Raw genomic sequence first — 21224 nt, forward strand, 5'->3', positions numbered from 1 at the left:
ACGAGATTACAAAGCCTGTTTATTTGATGATTTAAAAGAATACTGAAAATAAATGCTCGCAAATATAAACTTCCATAGAAACTCACCATTTTCTTTTATAGAATATGGTTTTTCTGCTTATTATGCGACTATTTTTTTGATGGTTTGGTTACATCCTGAACAATACAATACTAGTTTGATAAACGATTTAGCTGTATTAATCGTTTTTGAATTTATAATGGTTCATTCAGGAGTATTTATGGCGGTAATGCCAAAGAGATATTCTATTTTGGTCTTTTTCCCTATGTACGGTCTTTTTGCATATAGTTTCAATAATTCTGTTATTGATACCAATATTTTTTATATTTATTTGCTGGTAGTTTTAAATCGAATGCGATTTGCTTTCTCAAATGTTAGTGATGAAGTCAGATTAAAAGAGATAGCAAAATCGGTTTTTAGGGCAATGTTGTATTTTGTTTTACTTTTTGCCGTAGTGCTAGGGAATGTGTTTGTACCAAAACTAGGACTTACACCCGATTTTTTGGAAAAAGTTCATTACTTTGATGAAATAAAATCTAGTGGATTAATTATGGAAAAGCCATATATCGCAATGTGTATGGGTTTTTTATATTATTCATTACCCGTTTTGTTTTTCTTATACAGAATAATAAAACGTACTTATAACTCTTACTTTGTAAAAGAGAGAGTGATAAAAAGATACTATTAGAAACTTTGCAGAAAATAAAATATTAAAATATGCTAAACAAAGGATTACGAGATGAAGAAAGTACCCGAATAGACAATGTACTTAAAGTATTAATGTCCATTGGATTCCTGCCTAAATTTTGGAATATCGAAGATACTAGTCTTATCGATAATGAACTTACAAGCTTTGGATTAAGTGTAGAGAGTATGGTTAATCTTAGCGAACAGGATTTAATTACGCTCTTAGTTAGATGCCATTTAGATTGGAATCAATTAGAATTATTTGGAGATTTTTTAGTTAGATTCTCCGTTGTAGATAATTATAACTTTTCAGGAAAAGCAATTGCCATTTATGAATATGTTCAGCAAGAAAGCAAGACCTTTTCATTTGGGATTATTAGTAAAATTGCTTCTGCAAAAGCAAATTTGTAAATCATAGCAAATGATAATCTATAAAACAGAAGAGTTTCATATAACAACTTTAACTTTAAAAGATGCGATAAGTCTTAATGAAATGATGCTCCATAATGTAGAACGTTTTAAGAGATTTTTCCCTAAAACGCTCTCTAAGAACTTAACTCTTGAAGCTTCAGAAGCTTATGTTTTAGAAAAAAATAACGAGATTCAATCCAATTCTGAATTTACTTTTGGAATTAAAGAAAACAAAACTGATAAAGTTGCAGGACTAATTATCATCAAAAAATTGAATTGGGAAACCAAACAAGGCGAACTTGCTTATTGTATTGGAGCAAAATATCAGGGAAAAGGTTGGGTGTCTGATGCAGTAAGTCAAATTTCAAATTATGCTTTCAATGAATTAAATTTGAAAACATTACAAATCATTTCTCATAAAACGAATTTAGGAAGCATTAAAGTCGCAGAAAATTGCGGATTCCTATGGAGAAAAACATTAATTAGCGAATTTACTCCAACTAATGAACTTGCGTTAGATATGGAATTATATGAATTAACAAAAAGATGAAAGAACAATTTTATAAATATATACAAAGCCTTCAAGATACAATAGTTTCAGGATTAGAAGCAGTTGATGGTCAAGCCAAATTCCGTGAAGATATCTGGGAACGTCCAGAAGGAGGCGGTGGAAGAACACGTGTAATCGAAAACGGAGCTGTTTTTGAAAAAGGCGGTGTTAATATATCGGCAGTTCATGGTAAATTGCCAGAAGCCATGCAAAAAATGTTTAATGTAGGTGAAGCCGATTTTTTTGCTTGTGGACTAAGTTTGGTTTTACATCCAAAAAATCCAATGGTTCCTACTGTTCACGCCAATTGGCGTTATTTTGAAATGTATGATGATCAAGGAAATGTAATTCAGCAATGGTTTGGTGGAGGTCAGGATTTAACGCCTTATTATTTGTTCGAAAAAGATGCGAAACACTTTCATCAAACATGTAAAATAGCTTGTGACAAACACAATCCAGAGTTTTATCCGAAATATAAAAAACAATGTGATGCCTACTTTTGGAACGCACATCGTAATGAAGCCCGCGGAATAGGAGGATTGTTCTTTGATTATTGCAAAGCTACAGACGAAATGAGTATGCAGGATTGGTATAATTTTGTTACCGAAGTAGGAAACAGTTTCTTAGAAGCCTATGTTCCAATTGTCGAAAGAAGAAAAATTCTATTATATACCGAAGAACAAAGAACATGGCAAGAAATTCGTCGTGGTCGTTATGTCGAGTTTAATCTGGTTCATGATAAAGGAACGCTATTTGGTTTAAAAACCAATGGTAGAATCGAGAGTATCTTAATGAGTTTGCCGCCTCATGTACAATGGGTTTACGATCATCACCCAGAAGTAGGAAGCGATGAGGAGAAACTAATACAAACACTTGAAAATCCTAGAGAATGGATGTAAAATTGATTTATATTATGTTTTTTGCAGGAGTTTTTGGGTGTTTTGCTCAAAAAGATTCTCTTCAAAATCCCTATTTTAAATCATATGATGATAAGGTTACCGCAAGTATTTATTATCTGGATACATCCAATAATTTTCAGTTTGTTTACCCTGTTCCTGGAGAAGGGACAAAAATTCTTAATTTAATTCCTAATCGAAAAGAACAATTAGGAGCTTCACTTTCGTTTAAGTTTGTTGATTTGTCTTTTGGTTTCTCGCCAAAATTTTTAAATGCCAATAAAGATAATTCAGGTTCTAAGCTTTTAAGTCTTAATACAAGATTGTATCATAAGCAATGGATGCAGAGCTTTACTTATTTTTATCAAAAAGGGTTTTATGTAAGTCAAGATGGTATAGATGCGGCTTTCCCAGGATTTAAATCGATTAAAATAGGAGGAGCTACATCTTATATTTTTAATAAAAAGTTTTCTTATAAAGCAATCGGAAGTCAGAATGAGTGGCAAACAAAGAGTGCAGGAAGTTTTATTCCTAATTTTTCTGCTTATTACACCAATATAAAATATAATGGAGATGGAGATAAAATAAATGGGAAAACATATCTGTTCTCATTGGCGCCATCCTATTTTTATAATCTGGTTTTAGGAAAACATGTTTTGGTTTCTGCAGGATTATCTTTGGGTGCAGGTATTTATTTTACAGAGGGTCATTCTAAAGTGGTTTCTGAATTGGATATGAGTTTGAAAACGGGTTACAATTCCGATTCTTTTTTTGCATTCATGAATATTAATTATCTCAATTTTGTTGAGGGTGAAACAAGTGATATAGGCTTAAATGATAATATATCGACTGTAAAAATTACGGCGGGTTATCGATTTAATGCTCCCAAAAAAGTGACCGAGATTTATGATAAAATAAATCAGAAAACGGGATTATAATAAAAAGAGAGAGGCACCAACGGTGCCTCTCTCTTTTTATCTACTAAAATCTAGATTATTTGCTAAGTTCCTGAACAAAATCTAACGTTTGCAGAATGATGTTCTTATCCGATTTTAACGAATTTAATCGTAATTCAAATTTTAGTTTATTATCAATCAGTTTTTTCGAAGATTGAAGTGTTATATCACTAAACTGTGTTGCAAATTGATCGATTTTTTTAATATCAGCAGTTTTTGTTTCACCAGTATGGCTATATGCATTAGAAATCTCAGGAATATTAAGCTTCGCTAAAAAGTAATTTTGCTTCAAGTCTTTCTTTACTTCTTTTACAAATGATCCGTTATTGGTATTGAAGTAGTCACGAGAATTTCCTATTACTACTACATCCTTATCCTTAAGGATAAACAAATCCCCGTATTTACCGTTGGTTCCGACGATTTCGTAATAATTTCCTTTTTGTACCAATAATTTTTTACGAACGCCTAACTGTATCAGCTTGTCGCCAAATGTTGGATGCGTTGAGGTAAAAATCATTGAAAAAATCGGAATTGATTTCTTCTCTTTTTTCTCAACTTCTATTTCTTCATAATTATCGTCGTATTCGTAAGATTTTGACGTTACCTCAATTTCCTTAACATCGAGTAAGAACATGCTTAAATCACCGTCAAAAAGAGTTGCAGTGGCTTCCTCATCAACAATAGTCGAGATTAAATCCGTTACAATACCCATATCATCCTTCGTTAATGCAGCACTATTTAAAACTTCGGTCATTAAATTCGGAAAGTTTTTTAATGTTTCTTTGGTGTTAATATGATAGCTCATATAACCCAAAGGCTTTTTGTCAGGAAAATAATTAAAAATGTTTTTATTGATTTTTCTATTGGCCATTTTGTCCACAATATCAGCCATTGGTTTAGAGTATTCAATAATCTCTTCTACACGAGCATTATCATTATCAAAATAAAAATCCAAATTGATTCCCTTTACAAGATTTCCCCAGTTTTTTTGAGAAGGCAAGAATTTATTATAAGTGGTAAATTGAGATAGAGTAGCGTAAGACTCGTAAAAAGAAGACATCGCTGCGCTGTAATTAATCCAAGATGAGATGTCTGCAGTAGCGTTTATCTTATCAGAAGATGGAGCAGTAAAACCTTTTTCGAAAAGAGATTTAATAAAATCATTTCGTTGTATCGATTGTAAACTGTCAAAAGCAGCACGTCCAAGATCATATTCAGCGTAATAGTTATCGGTAGAAACAGCTGTAGAGTCTATAGGTTCCTCTATTGTATATGGAGTGTTAATGTCAATAGGAGATTCTCCTATAGGTTCTCCTTCATCTGGAGCTACATCTACAGTGATTTCTTCCTGAATTTCTGGAATATCGTATAGATTAGAGCTATACTTTTTTGTAAAACCTACAATCACAAGATAATTATCGTTCCATGCCATAGAACTTCCTTTATTTACAGAAGTTAATAGAGAGTATAGAGGGAAATCTTCGATTGTAGCGGTTGGGATAGAGTCAGCATTTTTTTCTACATGCAGTTTTTGCATGAATTGTTTAATGTCATTTCTATTCTTAATAGGAATTGTGACTTGGTAATACGGAATACTATCTGTGAAATTTCCGTTTACGCTTATTTTTTGGTCTAATTTAAAAAGATTTGCATATTGGTTGATATCATAATCGGGCTTGCCTTCAGTATATTTATTAATTAAAGAATGATTTAATACATCAAGAATATTTACTTTCTTAGAAAGTTGGTCGCCATTAAATTGTACAAAATAATCGTATGGTTTAGTATTGGTCTGACTATTGGCAAATAAGGTTGTTAATAGAATAAAATAGGTAAAAAAATGCTTCATATACTAGGGAATTAATTGGATTGTATTATTCATTAAAGACGATTTTTTAAGTACGCTGTACATATTTTGTTTTAAAAAAACGGTCTTTTTGTTTTTAGATATTTTACTGTTAGGGTTATCAGTGTTGGCAATATCACGGTCAAAGGTGTAAATCGATATAATGTTGGCTTGTTCCAAATCCTGTTTTTTCTTTGGGTCTTTTACCAGGTTTTCAGGAACAGGGTAAGAGGCAATCCTTTCAAAACTCTTAGCATTACTGCTAAAATGAATTTGGTCACTCTGATTATTAATACTATTTACAATGGCATTGAGTGCTTTTAAATTGGCATAGTTGAGTTTAATAATGAAAACATAATTTTCAAAATCAGTTTTAGTACTTACATTTGAAATTCCGTCAATTTTTAAAGCTTTTGCTTTAAAATCGGCTAGTTTCTTGGTGATTTCCTGTTCATTCGGGATTTTCACACCATCAACTTCTTCCAGCCAAATGGCCGATTTGGTCTTAAACCAAGATTTCGAAAAGTCAACCATAAGTGTGTATTCACCACTTTGATCGTCATGGTGTTTGATTCGTTCCGTTATCTCAAAACATCCTGTTAAGAGCAAACAGCAGCATAAAGCGAGAATTTTCTTCATCAGGCAAATTTAAATTTAAATATTTTAAAAACCATGATATAAGAAGATTCTTAAATGGGAAATATAAAACAGTAAATTTTAGATAATATTAACGCATTCTGAACAATGCTAAAAGCCTTATTCTGTTGATTTTTCTTTAACTTTGCGACACAATTTTAATTTCAACTTTAAAACGGATGTTAAGGCTTTTTTAGCATTAGCATACTTCTTAAAAATTTATAAAAAACACTTATGTTCCCACTACAAAGAAACCGCCGTTTAAGAACTAATGAATCTATTCGCTCTTTAGTTCGTGAAACTACACTAAGTCCAAATGATTTTATGCTTCCAATGTTTATTGCCGAAGGAAAAGATGTAAAAGTCGCCATTCCGTCAATGCCAGGAATATACCGTCATTCATTGGATAACACGATAAAAGAAGTAAAAGAAGCTTGGGCATTAGGGATAAAAGCAGTGAATCTTTATGTAAAAGTGAGCGAGAACCTTAAAGATAATAAAGGGGTAGAAGCTTGGAACAAAGATGGATTAATGCAACAAGCCATTCGTGCTATAAAAGATGCAGTTCCAGAAATGATTGTAATGCCAGATGTAGCACTAGACCCATTTTCTATTTACGGACACGACGGAATTATAGAAAACGGACAAGTTATAAACGATGCAACGGTAGATGCATTAACTCGTATGAGTTTAAGTCATGCCGATGCAGGAGCCGATTTTGTAGCGCCAAGCGACATGATGGACGGTCGCGTTCTTGCAATCCGTAAAGCATTAGAAGAAAACGGACACCACAATGTGGGAATCATGAGTTATAGTGCCAAATATGCTTCGGCATTTTACGGACCGTTCCGTGATGCATTAGATTCTGCACCAGTTGATTCTTTAGATATTCCAAAAGATAAAAAAACATACCAAATGGATTATGCCAATCGTATCGAAGGACTTCGTGAAGCATTGCTAGATGTAGAAGAAGGAGCAGATATCGTTATGGTAAAACCAGGAATTGCTTATCTGGATATCGTTCGCGAGATAAAAGATGCAGTTCACGTGCCAGTTGCAGTATATCAGGTTTCGGGAGAATACGCTATGGTAAAGGCCGCAGCCGAAAGAGGTTGGTTAGATCACGACAAAATTATGATAGAGCAACTACATTGCATTAAGAGAGCAGGAGCCAGTATTATCTCGACATACTTTGCCAAAGAAGCTGCTGTGATTTTAAATAAGTAAAAGATTGAAATACATAAGCATGAAAAAAATAATACTTGCATTTGCAATACTTGCGTTCGTTTCTTGTAAAAAAGAAGAAAAAGTAACCATCGATAATTCAGGAATGCCAAGCGAAGAATCTGCTACTCTAGCAGCTAAAACGCCCGAAGAATTAGGGAAAGCAATTTTCGAAGGACAAGGAAACTGTTTTGCCTGCCATCAGGTAGACCAAAAAGTTATCGGTCCAAGCATAAAAGAAATTGCCAAAATATACAAAGAGAAAAACGGAGACATGGTTACGTTTCTTAAAGGAAAAGGCGATCCAATAGTCGACCCAAGTCAGTTTGAAGTCATGAAAACCAATTTTCCTGTAACACAAGCCATGTCCGACGAAGAACTAAAAGCAATCGAAGCCTATTTTTATAGCTTTTTAAAGTAGGAGCTATCCCGATAGCTATCGGGACCGCCGCTATATCTTTATGTTTTTAAAGAAAAAACATAAAGGATGCCGCTTCTATCGGGGCTAAAAAAAACTAAAACCATTCGTATTTACGAGTGGTTTTTTTATACCTGCAAGGTTTTTAACTACAATCTTGTCTTTCTTACGAAGGAAGAATCTCCGTAAGAAACTCAACAATAAATCATTTAGATTCGTAATCTCAAGTAGATCTTTGTCAAAGTTCAAAACTTTGACAAAGGTTGCGTTAAGTCTGTTTAATCTGCGTGACATTTACTTATCATAATAAATACATGTTATAAACATTGCCAACGGTTTCAACTGTTGGAACGCAATATTATCGCAATCTGCTTCACACGGTTGAGACCGTGAGCTATAATCAAAAATATAATAGAATTTAAGATTGGTCGAGAGAAATCACAAATCATTACTATTATTTTTTTTACTTTTATAACATGGAAACAGCATATATAAATTCGCCTTTAGGAATCACCAAAATTGTTGGCGATGAAAACGGAATTTCAGAGATTACCGTTGCTAACGCTGGTGATAATGAGGTTTCAGATGTAATTGCAATAGAGTTGCAAGAAGCTGTTTCGCAATTAAATGACTATTTTTTAGGCAAAAGAACCGATTTCGATTTTAAGCTAAACCCCAAAGGAACAGAATTTCAGCAAAGAGTTTGGAAAGGATTACTTGAGATTCCTTTTGGTAAAACCATGAGTTATTTAGAACTATCTAAAAAACTTGGAGATGTCAAAGCTATTCGTGCAGTAGCATCGGCAAATGGTAAAAATCCACTTTGGATAGTTGTTCCATGTCACCGAGTAATAGGAACCGATGGTTCATTAACAGGATATGCTGGCGGATTATGGCGTAAAAAATGGTTACTAGATCATGAAAATCCTCTAAAGCAACAAAGTTTGTTTTAGGTGTTTTCTTGTAATGGTAAGAATTTTACGCATATTTGTAAGGAAGAATAAAACGATATTAAATAAAGTATAGAAATCTAAAACGAGTAATTCTAATCTTGGAAAGTTTGTAGGTGCTTTTAATGCGTAAATTAGGTTTAATACCTACAAGGTCAGAAAAAGACCTTGCAGGATAACGATAGAGATTGATTGTTTAGGGTTCAATTTCAATCAAAGTAGTCTAACATTCTAAGAATGTCTAAGCTGTCTAACAATCTAAGTAAGTCTAATAATGCAAGTAATCTAACATTCTAAAAATGTTTAAGCCGTCTAACTAATTTAAGTAAGTTCAATAATCTAAGAAGTCTAAAATTCTAAGTTGTCTTAATAATGATTGAAAAAATAAACCTAAACAACATCCTTTTTCTAGATATAGAAACCGTTCCCGAAACAGCCGATTTTGGAGAACTAGATGATGAGATGAAAGAACTTTGGGAGCACAAAACGCAATATCAGCGTAAAGAGGATTTTACAGCTGAAGAATTTTATGATCGAGCTGGAATTTGGGCAGAGTTTGGTAAAATTGTTTGTATTTCGGTGGGATATTTCACCATTAAAGGCGATGTTCGAAATTTTAGAGTAACATCATTTTTTGGTGATGAGGTAAAGATTCTCAGAGACTTCAATAATCTATTAAACAATCATTACAATAAACCGTATCATGTTTTGTGCGGACATAATGCAAAAGAATTTGACATTCCGTTTATCGCAAGACGAATGATTATCAACCAAATTGCAATACCAGACAAGCTGAATTTATTTGGAAAAAAACCTTGGGAGATTCCGCATCTAGATACGTTGGAGCTTTGGAAATTCGGTGATTACAAGCATTTTACTTCGCTGAAATTATTGACTAAAATCTTGGGAGTTCCTTCTCCAAAAGGAGATATCGACGGAAGTCAGGTAGGACATGTTTATTATGTAGAGAAAGACATTGACCGAATTGTAACCTATTGCGAGAAAGATACTATTGCTGTGGCTCAGATTTTCCTGCGTTTACGACGTGAAGATTTGTTGATTGATGATGAAATTATTCATGTATAGTTTTTAAAAGGTACAAAGGTACAAAGGTACAAAGGAGCAAAGGTTCAAAGTTTAAATAGACTTAACCTATTGGTTACAATTACTGCATTTATTCGCTTCGCTCGGGTCGTAAAAAAAAATTTAACACATAGAAACATAGATTTTATGTATAAAAAAGAGAACAAAAAGAAATATATTTCTTTCACATAGCTAGTCCTGATCCCGAAGCATCGGGACGGGATGCATTTAAAACAAGTGAAACGCCTTTTTTGTGTGTATAAGACCTATGTTTCTATGTGTTAAAATTAATTGCTTCCAATGAGTTAGATTTAATTTATAAGATTTTAATGTTTTACAATGGTACATCAGGAAATTTCACATCATCGATTAGTTTCTCAAAAACTATATAAAAAAGCGCCAAGTTCTCCACAAGACATTGTGCATCATTTGGGTGCAATGCAGGCTCAGGATTATGCAATGGCAAAATGGGCGATTGGTTCTCGTTGTGATGTGACTGAAAAAGCTATAGAAGAAGCAATAAATTCAGCAGAAATTATCCGAACACACATTCTGCGACCAACCTGGCATTTTGTTGCTGCGGAAGATATTCATTGGATGTTGGATGTTTCTGGACCTCAAGTCAAGAGAATAGTAGCTTCTTATGTCAAAAAATATGGATTTGATGATAAAAAATTTGAGAAAATTAATGCATCTATCGAAAAAATATTAGCTGGTAATAATCATCTAACTCGGGATCAGATCATGCAGGAACTCAATAACAATAAGGTTTGTAGTGATGATTCTTTGAGCGGACCTATCATGATGTATGCTGAGTCGGTAGGTTTAGTCTGTAATGGAAAAATGAAAGGCAAGCAGATAACGTATGCTTTGCTGGATGAAAGAGTTACAAAGCCAAAAACGAAATTGTCTAAAGACGAGGGTTTGGCAAAATTAGCTAAACGTTATTTTGAAAGTCATGGCCCTGCGACGTTATTAGATTTTTCATGGTGGTCAGGTTTTTCGCCTACAACTTGCAAACAGGTTATTAGCTCGATAGAATCGGAACTAAACTCGATAGAAATAGATAATCAAAAATATTGGTTTGGAACAAATTTTACCGATGAGGATAACTTTCGCGAAAGCGTACATTTTCTTCCTGCATTCGATGAGATTTTAATTTCGTATAAAACACGAGAAGCGTCTATTTTACAAGAACATCAATCGAAGGCGTTTACTAATAACGGTATTTTTAGACCAATTATTCTAGAAAACGGAAAAGTCATTGGAACTTGGAAAAGAACTATTAAAAAAGACCATGCGAAAATAGAAACACAATTTTTTCATGAAACCGAGAATGATAAAAAAACGGCTTTATTTGATGGTATTAAGTCTTTTGAAAATTATCTCGAGACTAAAATTGTTATCGAATAGCTTTTAGATACGGATTTTTTATGTCGCTCTTACAGAGCTATTGATATCAATATTGTGACATTTTCTATAAATATGACGCCCTGCTAGGGCTGTTCAAACCATGTTATGATTTGTTCTTGCTAAAACATTAGTGCAATTTTATTGCATTAGGTTTGAGTCAAGCATTTGCTAGGGTTTCAGAATAAATATTTGATGGTTTCTGTTAGATGTCATGCTTCACAAAAGCTATAAAAACTCCGTTAGGAGTGGGCTATTTATAGCAATAATTAGAGCTCGTAGTGTTGAACCCCATCGGGGTGACATATTAAAATTGGATAATGATTTTCGATCTATAATAAATACTTCGTGTTTCATCAGTAAAATGGTTGTGCATTTTATTGCTAAATAATTACATTTACAAAAAATATATAATTATGGTGTTAAGTAGATTTTGGCTAGCGATATTTATTTCGTCAATTGCTTTTATTGTAATCAGTTTGTTTACTGGTAATACATATACTATTGATTATGTATTGAATGGTAAGAAAGACGAGCCTATTTTAATCTCAGAAAAGTATATTGAGCAAGTTCCTGGTTTCATCAGAGATAGTATTAAAAAAGCGCCAGACAACACTATTATCATCAATCGTGATGAGGCAAATGCCGATACGACCTATGTTTATAAAAACAAAACCGTAAAGATTTTTAGCGGAGTTCAAAAATCAGATGGTTTATTGCCAACTTGTAAGAGTACTTTGGTCGATTTAATTCTTCCACTTATTGCTTATTTGGCTTTTTTCTGCGGATTAATGGAGCTTTTAATTATTTCTGGAGCTTCAGGAAAATTAGCTAAGGGTTTGAGTCCGGTGTTTGTAAAGGTATTTCCAAGTATCCCAAAAAATCACCCATCGATTTCATATATGACCTTAAACTTTGCGGCTAACTTTTTAGGATTAGATTCTGCGGCGACTCCATTTGGTCTTAAAGCCATGGAGAGTTTACAAGAAATAAACCCCGATAAGGACAAAGCCAGTGATGCACAGATCATGTTTATGTGTCTGCATGCATCGGGACTTACATTAATTGCAACTTCTATCATTGGTTATCGTGCAGCCGCTGGGGCAACAAACCCAGCCGATGTAATGTTGCCTTGTATTATTACCTCTTTTATCGGGACAATTGCCGCTTTTTTAATTGTTGGTATTAAACAAAAAATTAATTTTAAAAGTGCTTCTTTGGTTGTTGGTTTGATGGTTATGATTGCGGCCATTGTTGGACTTTTATTTTACGTAAATAGTTTAGATTTAATTGGTAAAAACTTCTTTACATCAAATCTTTCAGGATTAATATTGTTTGCCATCATTGGATTTACTTTGGTTTTTTCGTTAAGACATGAGAAAAAATTTATTGAAGCAGAAACTACTGTTTTTGATGCATTTGTAGTAGGTGCAAATAATGGAGTTAAAACAGGAGTTACTATTTTTCCTTATGTTTTAGGGATGTTAGTAGCGATTTCATTATTTAGAAACAGTGGTTTATTTGAAATTATTAGCCATTGGATTGCATTCATTTTTTCGAATATGGGTGTGAGTAAAGAAATCACCGATGCGTTGCCAGTTGCTATGCTTCGTCCTTTTAGTTCTGCGGGTTCACGTGGATTCTTGATTGACTCGATGAATACTTTTGGAGCAGATTCTATGACTGGAAGATTGAGTAGTATTTTTCAATGTAGCGCCGAAAGTACTTTTTACGTAATTGCGGTTTACTTTGGTTCAGTTAATATAAAAAATACCCGTTACGCTTTAGGAACTATGCTTTTGGTTGATGTAATTTGTGTGATTACAGCTATATTTGTGGCGAGTTGGTTTTTTTAGTAAATAGCATTTAAATTAAAAATTATATAAATATAAAACAGTATGAGAATGAGTAAATACACAAAATACATTGCAATTGCACTAATGTTGCTTTTTTTAATTACGAGTCTATTAGCTTAAAAGTTAGTTGGTTAATATGAATAGAATTTACATTACGTTGTTTTTGTTGGCTCTGGTAAGTTGTAAAAAAGAACCAGCAACAGTAGGTCCAAAGTGGACTAAGGAAGACAAAAAAGAAATGACTGCAAAGCCAGCATTTAACAGGACTACCCCAAAAATCGATACGATACATATTTCTGGAAATGAAGAAATAGGCGTGAGTAACTATGTTTTAGCTTCTCTTTTGGATAAGAAAATTGATAAAGACAGTCTAATAACTGTTCAATACAGACTTGATTTTTTTACTAATAAAACAAAAGTAGGATCAGATAAGGTTACCATTGTTCCATTTACAGAAGGTTCAGGTTGGGGTGCGACATATGGTTTATCAGATGAAGATAATGCTGAGGTATCACCTTTTATCCATGTCAGTTTTGGTTATGAAGCTTGTGGATATAATCGCCAACACTTTTTGTTTTATCTTAAAAATAACAAGGTACAGCTTGTGCACGACTGGGATTCTATGAGTGACGGTGGTTGGGGAAGTTGGTTAGAATTTGGAGGAATAGATCCTAAAAATGAACCAGTTTCTTTTTATAGTAAAAGAGTTTCTTACGGTGGTAAAGAAGATGTTAATGATGAAGATATGGGAACCGTAGAACATTCTGATTCTATCGTGTTTCATCTAAAAAACAATAAATGGGAAAAACGATTGTTAACCCCAAAGGAAAAGGTGTACTGGAAAAAAGACATTACTTTTAATGAATTTTATCCTCAATTTGCAGAATAAAAAAAGCCTCGCACATTGCGAGGCTTTTCCGTTTTTAGTAAGCAACAATTTATTTCTTAACGAATTTCTTAACGATTCTTTTTCCGCCGTTATTTAATTCTATGATGTAAATACCAGTATTTAATCTGCTTACATCTATAGACGATCCGTTTAATTGACCTGAATTTACTTGTTGACCAAGATTATTTGTAATTCTGAAAGTAGCTCCATCGCTTTTTGCTAATGAAATATTCAATTCATTATCAACAGGATTTGGATATAAAGCAAAACTTGCATTATCATTAGTTTCTACTAATCCCGCAGTTACTTCTGGCGTTACAATTGGACCAGCAGCTGTAATGTTTACAGAGTAATCTTCTACTTGACCATAAGAGAAAGCCTCACAAGAAGTTGGGATTCCGTTGTATTTCATAGCAACTCTCAATCTTGTAGTTCCAAGAGTAGCTGAAGCTGGAATTGTGATTGTTCCAGTTACAGGAGTTGTTTTAGATGCAGCTTTTGTCCAAACAGTTTCACCTGAATCTGCAAAATCACCATCTTGGTTATAATCTATAAAAACTGCATATCCTTCATTGTAACTTGTAGAAGTCCAAACAGGAGTAATTGTAATTGTGTAAGCAGTTCCTGCGGCAGCATTTGTAGAAATAGCCGTATAGTTTTCGTAACCAGCTGTTCCTGTTGAGGTATTGCTGATTGTACCAAATACTACTTTACTGATTTTTTCGTCAGCTGTATTGTTTCCTTGTGATGCACAATAGCTTATTGTATTGGCTAATGTTGTTACACTTACAGTATTACTTGCAGGAGAAACATTTCCAGCAGCATCTTTAGCCTTTACACTAAAAGTATAAGCTGTTAAAGCAGTTAATCCAGTTACAGTATAGCTTGTAGTTGTAGATGAACCTTTAAGAGTTGTTCCTTGGTAGATATCGTATCCTGTAACAGCTACATTATCTGTTGCCGCAGTCCAAGTTAAATTGGTAGTTGATCCAGTTGTTCCAGAAGCTGCAAGAGCAGTTGGCGCAGTTGGCGCAATTGTATCTGTAGAACCTGAATAAGCAGCTCCAACACCTACAGCATAAAATGCATTAGTCGTAGCAATTACCTCTGCAGAACCAGCACCGTATAAATCGATAGCCGATTGTATTCCTGATGTTCTTGCATTTGCAAAAGTAGAATTTGCCGTTAAGTACACACTTTCTAAACGATAAGCGATTTTTGCAGCTTTATCAATTGTAATTCCTGTTACACTATAAGAACTTCCTATATCGTTTGTTCCTGTCTTACCTACAGACAAGATATAAAACCAATGGTTTAGTACACCAGAATTTGTATGAACACCACAATAATCATTGGATTGAGTAGGAGTTCCACAATTTATAACTTTCCAGTTAGTACCGCCATAAGTGTCAGGCTGACCTTCGGATTTAGGATTACTCATAGAACGTAAAGCTAGATGACCCGATCTTCTTTCGATATCTTCACCAACTAACCAAGTTGATTTTGTAGGTGCTGCAGCATATTCAATACAAGCACCCCAAATATCTGAGAAACCTTCATTCATAGCTCCAGATTCTTTTTGGTAAGCTAAGTTTGCTGTATAAGTACAAACTGCATGACCAATTTCGTGTCCTGCAACATCAATAGCAGTTAAGATGTCAAAATTAGTTCCGCTTCCGTCTCCATAAGTCATAACACTACCATCCCAATATGCATTATCGTATGCATTACTGTAATGTACATAGCTTTTTATGATGGCACCTGCATTATTAAAACTATTTCTACCATGCACGGTTGACCAATAGTCGTATGTTTTTTCAGCTCCCCAATGAGCATCAAGTGCACCATTGTCTTTATTAGCATTTGCATATTCAGCAGCTGTCCAGTTATTATCAGCATCTGTAAAATTTACAGCAGCCGTATAACTAGTTCCTTTTTTCATATTATACGTGTTTATACCTAAACCTCTTGTTGCATCTGCCAGGATATAAGAAGACCCACTTAAAGTAGTTTGAATTACTTGCGTTCCACTATAACGTGTAGCTGCGTTTGCTGCAACAAAAGCCATTTTAGAACTAGCATCATTTTTTAGGTTCTTTGCATCGGCATTAGCAGATTTTGATTTACGTCCATGACTGTATTCTCCGAGATGCTTTATGGTTGCATTATAGAACAATATTTGACCGTTTTCTGCATCAATGTATAAATCCCCTCTACTTACCGGATTTGTTGCGTAAATGTCAAATTTATAGGCTAAACGAACCTTGTCCGTAGTTCTGTTAGTACCTTGATCTTCCATTGCGGGTAAAAATACCAGTTCGCCTTTTGGTTTTTCATAACCAATCGCTTTGGCATCTTGTGGATTTTCCCAAAGGTATTGTTGTGCACCAGTATAGCTAATTGCTCTATTAAGAGCATCTTGAGCGGATAGTTTTGGCGTAGTTTTTACTTTTTCGATGTTGTAATACTCCCCATTCATAGAGACAAGTTTTCCGTCTTTGGAATGTAAGGTGTAGTTGGCAAACTCTACTTTAATACCTTGTTCGTACAATTGAAATTTTTCGTGTGTGTAACCTTGTGGATCAGACTCAGTTTTGACCCTTGCAAAAGATTGATTTTCTTTCAATCCCAATTGATCTTTAAAGACTTTTTGAGAATCAGTACCTCTATAGGTTGATTGGTCACTAAAAGTGATTAAACTAGGTTGTCCATTTTCGGATACATTTTTTTGGCTTACACGTTTATCCGTTATTTGTGCAAATGCCGATAAGGAGAATGTGAGCACAACAGCGGTTGTTGTGGCAATTTTGGGTAATGTACTTTTCATAATCGATTTGGGGTTTAATGTTAATTTAATTATTAGTTTGTATAGCAATTAAAGCGTGTAGGTAAATACTTTAATTTGTTATAAAAATATAAACATTTTGTTAAATAAATTAACATAAATCCAAATAATCGATAAAATGCAACAATTGTTGTTAAATAATTATTAAATATTAACAAATTAAAAACAATCATCAGAAAAAACCTGTTTTTATTATTATATTATTGATTTGCAGTGTTTTGTTTGGTTCTTAACTCACTGACTTTGATTTAGTTGTAAAATATATGTGACCGCTAGGTAGAATAAGCTGTAACAGAAAAAAGGCTAACATTTTTTAAGTGTTAGCCTTTTGTGTGAATTATTTAAAAAGAAGCGTTAATCGATAATCATCTCCGGAATATTACCTTCAATTATCAAATTTGCTTCAGTTGAAGCAATAATATGTTCTACCGAAACTCCGGGTGCGCGTTCTAAAAGTTTAAACCCTTTAGGAGTTATTTCTAAAACAGCCAATTCGGTTACAACTTTCTTTACACAACCAACACCAGTTAATGGTAAGCTGCATTTTTTTAATATTTTAGATTCGCCAGCTTTGTTTACGTGCATCATGGCAACAATAATATTTTCGGCAGAAGCCACTAAATCCATTGCTCCACCCATTCCTTTTACCATTTTACCTGGGATTTTCCAGTTGGCAATATCTCCGTTTTCAGAAACTTCCATAGCACCAAGTATAGTTAAATCAACTTTTTGGCTACGAATCATTCCAAAACTAAGAGCCGAATCAAAGAAACTAGCTCCAGGAAGAGTTGTAATAGTTTGTTTTCCTGCATTAATAATATCAGCGTCTTCTTCTCCTTCAAAAGGAAAAGGTCCCATTCCCAGAACGCCGTTTTCGCTTTGAAATTCAACGTCGATTCCTTTTGGGATATAGTTTGCTACCAATGTTGGTATTCCGATACCTAAATTCACGAAATAACGGTCTTTAAGCTCTTGTGCAATTCGTTTTGCAATATCTTCTTTTGTTAACATATCTTTTTAATGTGTTAATTTTTTTAATGTGCCAATTAGTCAATTTGATAATTAGAAAATTTAAAACATTCTGTAGAGAATTATCTAATTGTCTTATTATCTCAATTATCTAATTTCTCTGTCTCACTGTGCGTTGCTCAATCCTCTTTTCAAATTTTTCTCCTTGAAAGATACGTTGTACCATGATTCCGGGAATATGAATTTGATTTGGATCTAATGTACCAACTGGAACTAGTTCTTCTACTTCGGCAATTGTTATTTTTGCTGCACCTGCCATACAAGAATTGAAATTTCTGGCTGTTCCTTTAAAGATAAGATTTCCAGCTTCGTCGCCTTTCCATGCTTTTACAATAGCGAAGTCAGCTTTGAAGGCATGTTCCATAATATGCATTTTTCCGTTGAACTCACGAACTTCTTTACCTTCGGCAACTTCGGTTCCGTAACCTGCAGGCGTGAAAAAAGCTGGTATTCCGGCTTGTGCGGCACGACAACGTTCGGCTAATGTTCCTTGCGGAATAAGTTCTACATCTAATTCTCCTGAAAGCATCTGACGTTCAAATTCGGCATTCTCACCTACATAAGAAGAAATCATTTTCTTGATTTGCTTTTTTTGCAATAATAATCCCAAACCAAAATCATCGACACCTGCATTATTAGAGATGCAAGTAAGACCTGAGTTTTCTGTTTTTACCAATTCGGCAATAGTGTTTTCTGGAATACCACATAAACCAAATCCGCCAAACATAATTGTCATGTCGTTTTTGATTCCCTGAATTGCTTCCTGAACTGAGTTGACTTTTTTACTAATCATATTATTTGTCTTGTATTGACGTATATTTTTGATAAAAATACCAATTTTAGATTAAATTATAACGATTTCGTAAAAAATAAATCTACAAGTAATTTGTCTGATATAATTTAACAACGATTGTGATTAACCGCAAAGGACGCTATCCCGACGCTTCGGGATACGCAATCCCGAAGCGTCGGGAGCAAAGTTTTTAAATCCTTTTAATCTGAGTAATCTGTGGCAAGGAAATTAAGTGCAAAGTTCACAAAGACAAAATCGCAAAGTTATTTTATAGATTAAGCTTTGTGCCCTTTGCGGTAAATCTTTTATTTCTTGGATTAATCTACAATCAATTTGTTCCAAAAAAAATCCTTTTGCATCTTCCGAAAAATCAGAAGTTACAAAAGGATATTAATTATTTTAAAAGCGAACTTAAACTACAGTTCGAATTCGTCTGTGTTTTGTTCAGTGTCTGTTGTGTCTTTTACTTTCGGTGCAGAATAACAATCTACTTTTATTTGAAGATTTGCAGGTCTTTCGAAATCAGATTTAGATACTTGTAAAGCAGGGTCAGCGTAACAAAGTTTCATGAAATAACCCCAAACAGGTAAGGCAGCAGTTGCACCTTGTCCGTAAGTAATACTTTTGAAACGTGCCGAACGATCTTCACAACCTACCCAAACACCAGTAACTAAGTTCGGAACCATTCCCATAAACCAACCATCAGATTGGTTTTGTGTTGTTCCTGTTTTACCAGCAATTGGATTTCGGAACATATATGGATATCCTGTCCAACGTTTATCACCGCTACCACCACCTTCAGTACGTAGTCGTGAACCCGAACCACTTTCGGTAACCCCTTGAAGAAGTTTAATTACAGCAAATGCGATATCTTTATTCAGTACATCGTGAGATTCTGGAATTGGCTCGTAAATTACTTCGCCACTTTTATTTTCAATTCGGTTTAAGAACTGTGGTTTTACATAAACACCTTGGTTTGCAAATGTGCTATAAGCAGCAACCATGTCTTCAACAGTAATTTCAACAGCACCTAATGCGATTGAAGGTTGTACCGGAATTTGAGATTTTACTCCCAATTTATGTGCTAGTTCAACTACAGCTTCTGGACCAACACGGTCAATTAATTTAGCCGAAACCGTATTAATAGAGTTTGCTAAACCTTGTTTTAAAGTAACCATTCCGCGGTATCTGTTATCCGAGTTTCTTGGTTCCCAGTCAGCAGTAACGTGATGACGTCCTTTATGAATCATAAATGGACCATCTAATATTGAATCACAAGGAGACATATTTAGTTGCTCAATTGCAGCTGCGTAAACAAATGGTTTAAATGTAGAACCTACTTGTCTTGCTCCCTGACCTACGTGATCGTATTGGAAGTATTTGTAATTAATTCCACCAACCCAAGCCTTAATGCTACCAGTTTGTGGTTCCATTGCCATTAAACCAGCTTGTAAGAAGTGCTTGTAATAACGAATAGAATCCAGAGGAGTCATAATTGTATCTCTTTCACCTTTCCAGGTAAACACAGTCATTTTTGTTTTCTCACTAAATGACTTTATGATTTCTTCATCGCTTTTATCGGCAGCTTTCATTACTGTCCAACGGTATGAAGATTTCATCGCTTGGTTTATAATTCGTTGCGTTTCGGCTTCAGAAATATTAACGAAAGGAGCATTTTTATTTGTTTTAGATTGTTGGAAAAACTCTTCTTGTAAGTTTTTCATGTGTGCAGCAACAGCTTCTTCAGCATGTAATTGCATTCTGGAATCGATAGTCGTGTATATTTTTAGACCATCTTTGTAGATGTTATATTCAGTACCGTCTGGTTTTTTATTTTCGGCTACCCATTTTTTCATGTAGTCACGTAAATATTCTCTAAAGTAAGTTGCAGTTCCTTCACGGTGACTTTCTAGTTTGAATTTCAATGAGATAGGAAGAGCCTGTAATTTGTTTTTTTGGTCGTTAGTAATCATACCCGCTTTTTCCATTTGCGAAAGCACAACATTACGACGGTTTTTAACTCCTTGCGGATTTCTTACCGGATTGTATAAACCTGAATTCTTGAACATTCCGACTAATATAGCCGATTCATCCATTGTTAAGTCTTTTGGTTCTTTAGAGAAATAAGTTTGAGCAGCAGAACTTACCCCAACCGAATAATTACCAAAATCATATACGTTGCAATACATTGCAATAATTTCATTCTTAGTATATTGTCTTTCTAAACGAATAGCGATAATCCATTCTTTTACTTTTTGTACAATTCTAAAAGGCAAAAATTTAGATCCTTCTCCGTGAAATAATTGTTTTGCTAATTGTTGTGTAAGCGTACTTGCACCTCCGCTAGTTCCTAAACTAGCAATAGCTCTTAAAGTTCCACGACCGTCAATTCCTGAATGTTCGTAAAAACGCTCATCTTCTGTTGCTACAAGTGCTTCAACCAAGCTTTTAGGTAAGTCAGAATATTTTAATTGTGATCTGTTTGTCTGGAAATATTTCCCGATAACAACTCCATCAGAAGAGATGATTTCGGTAGCTAAATTAGAATCTGGATTTTCTAAGTCTTCAAATGAAGGCATAGAACCAAAAATTCCCCATGAAGCAAATAAGAAAAAGGTAATAACACCTAATAAACCATAGCCAAAAATTTTCCAAAAGGTCTTTTTGTAATAATTGATGTCTTTATCAGTTTTTGTTGGATTGTTTTTTTTAGCAGCCATATAAATC

18 protein-coding genes are annotated in these 21224 nt (G+C 34.1%); 12 read left to right on the forward strand and 6 right to left on the reverse strand.

What is annotated here, in order from left to right:
* Positions 1-52: 52 nt before the first annotated feature.
* Genes OA93_RS11955 through OA93_RS11975 form a run of 5 tightly spaced genes read left to right on the forward strand, consistent with a single transcriptional unit; the run spans position 53 to position 3500 of the window.
* Positions 53-706, forward strand: coding sequence for a hypothetical protein (locus tag OA93_RS11955; RefSeq protein ID WP_052259439.1), 654 nt, complete (start codon positions 53-55; stop codon positions 704-706).
* Positions 707-735: 29 nt separating this feature from the next.
* A complete protein-coding gene (locus OA93_RS11960) occupies positions 736-1116 on the forward strand; it encodes a hypothetical protein (RefSeq protein ID WP_035618549.1) in 381 nt (126 codons plus the stop codon).
* 10 nt (positions 1117-1126) lie between these two features.
* Positions 1127-1666, forward strand: coding sequence for a GNAT family N-acetyltransferase (locus tag OA93_RS11965; RefSeq protein WP_039113484.1), 540 nt, complete (start codon positions 1127-1129; stop codon positions 1664-1666).
* Entirely contained in the window at positions 1663-2565 is a 903-nt protein-coding gene (gene hemF / locus OA93_RS11970) for an oxygen-dependent coproporphyrinogen oxidase (RefSeq protein ID WP_039113485.1), read from the forward strand. The genes OA93_RS11965 and hemF overlap by 4 nt, the downstream gene beginning before the upstream one ends.
* On the forward strand, positions 2556-3500 hold the full coding sequence (locus OA93_RS11975; RefSeq protein WP_039113487.1) for a DUF4421 family protein: 945 nt from the start codon (positions 2556-2558) through the stop codon (positions 3498-3500). The genes hemF and OA93_RS11975 overlap by 10 nt, the downstream gene beginning before the upstream one ends.
* A 55-nt stretch (positions 3501-3555) precedes the next feature.
* Here OA93_RS11975 and OA93_RS11980 read toward each other — a convergent pair whose 3' ends face one another.
* On the reverse strand, positions 3556-5367 hold the full coding sequence (locus OA93_RS11980) for a hypothetical protein (protein WP_039113489.1): 1812 nt from the start codon (positions 5365-5367) through the stop codon (positions 3556-3558).
* A 3-nt stretch (positions 5368-5370) separates the two neighbouring features.
* Positions 5371-6003 carry a hypothetical protein gene (locus OA93_RS11985; protein WP_039113491.1) on the reverse strand — a complete coding sequence of 211 codons (633 nt, stop codon included), beginning with the start codon at positions 6001-6003 and terminating at the stop codon, positions 5371-5373.
* A gap of 231 nt (positions 6004-6234) precedes the next feature.
* Here OA93_RS11985 and hemB point away from each other — a divergent pair, with 231 nt between their 5' ends.
* The 7 genes from hemB (at position 6235) to OA93_RS12020 (ending at position 13830) form a co-directional block, all read left to right on the forward strand.
* Positions 6235-7227, forward strand: coding sequence for a porphobilinogen synthase (gene hemB / locus OA93_RS11990; protein WP_039113492.1), 993 nt, complete (start codon positions 6235-6237; stop codon positions 7225-7227).
* Between the two features lie 19 nt (positions 7228-7246).
* Entirely contained in the window at positions 7247-7645 is a 399-nt protein-coding gene (locus tag OA93_RS11995; RefSeq protein WP_039113493.1) for a c-type cytochrome, read from the forward strand.
* A 473-nt stretch (positions 7646-8118) separates the two neighbouring features.
* Positions 8119-8595 (forward strand): methylated-DNA--[protein]-cysteine S-methyltransferase, encoded by a 477-nt coding sequence (locus tag OA93_RS12000; protein WP_039113494.1) that lies wholly within the window; start codon positions 8119-8121, stop codon positions 8593-8595.
* A gap of 369 nt (positions 8596-8964) precedes the next feature.
* Entirely contained in the window at positions 8965-9678 is a 714-nt protein-coding gene (locus tag OA93_RS12005) for a 3'-5' exonuclease (protein ID WP_039113497.1), read from the forward strand.
* 336 nt (positions 9679-10014) lie between these two features.
* Complete coding sequence (locus tag OA93_RS12010; RefSeq protein ID WP_039113498.1) at positions 10015-11088, forward strand: winged helix DNA-binding domain-containing protein; 1074 nt, start codon at positions 10015-10017, stop codon at positions 11086-11088.
* Between the two features lie 413 nt (positions 11089-11501).
* On the forward strand, positions 11502-12941 hold the full coding sequence (locus OA93_RS12015; RefSeq protein WP_039113499.1) for a nucleoside recognition domain-containing protein: 1440 nt from the start codon (positions 11502-11504) through the stop codon (positions 12939-12941).
* Between the two features lie 136 nt (positions 12942-13077).
* Entirely contained in the window at positions 13078-13830 is a 753-nt protein-coding gene (locus OA93_RS12020) for a hypothetical protein (RefSeq protein WP_039113500.1), read from the forward strand.
* A gap of 49 nt (positions 13831-13879) precedes the next feature.
* Here OA93_RS12020 and OA93_RS12025 read toward each other — a convergent pair whose 3' ends face one another.
* The 4 genes from OA93_RS12025 to OA93_RS12040 form a co-directional block, all read right to left on the reverse strand.
* Complete coding sequence (locus OA93_RS12025) at positions 13880-16657, reverse strand: M4 family metallopeptidase (RefSeq protein ID WP_039113502.1); 2778 nt, start codon at positions 16655-16657, stop codon at positions 13880-13882.
* 372 nt (positions 16658-17029) lie between these two features.
* Positions 17030-17686 carry a CoA transferase subunit B gene (locus OA93_RS12030; protein ID WP_039113503.1) on the reverse strand — a complete coding sequence of 219 codons (657 nt, stop codon included), beginning with the start codon at positions 17684-17686 and terminating at the stop codon, positions 17030-17032.
* Between the two features lie 109 nt (positions 17687-17795).
* Positions 17796-18497, reverse strand: a complete 702-nt coding sequence (locus OA93_RS12035; protein WP_039113504.1) for a CoA transferase subunit A — start codon at positions 18495-18497, stop codon at positions 17796-17798.
* 416 nt (positions 18498-18913) lie between these two features.
* On the reverse strand, positions 18914-21217 hold the full coding sequence (locus OA93_RS12040; RefSeq protein WP_039113505.1) for a transglycosylase domain-containing protein: 2304 nt from the start codon (positions 21215-21217) through the stop codon (positions 18914-18916).
* Between the last annotated feature and the right edge of the window lie 7 nt (positions 21218-21224).

The organism is Flavobacterium sp. KMS, from assembly GCF_000813005.1.
Classification (GTDB): domain Bacteria; phylum Bacteroidota; class Bacteroidia; order Flavobacteriales; family Flavobacteriaceae; genus Flavobacterium.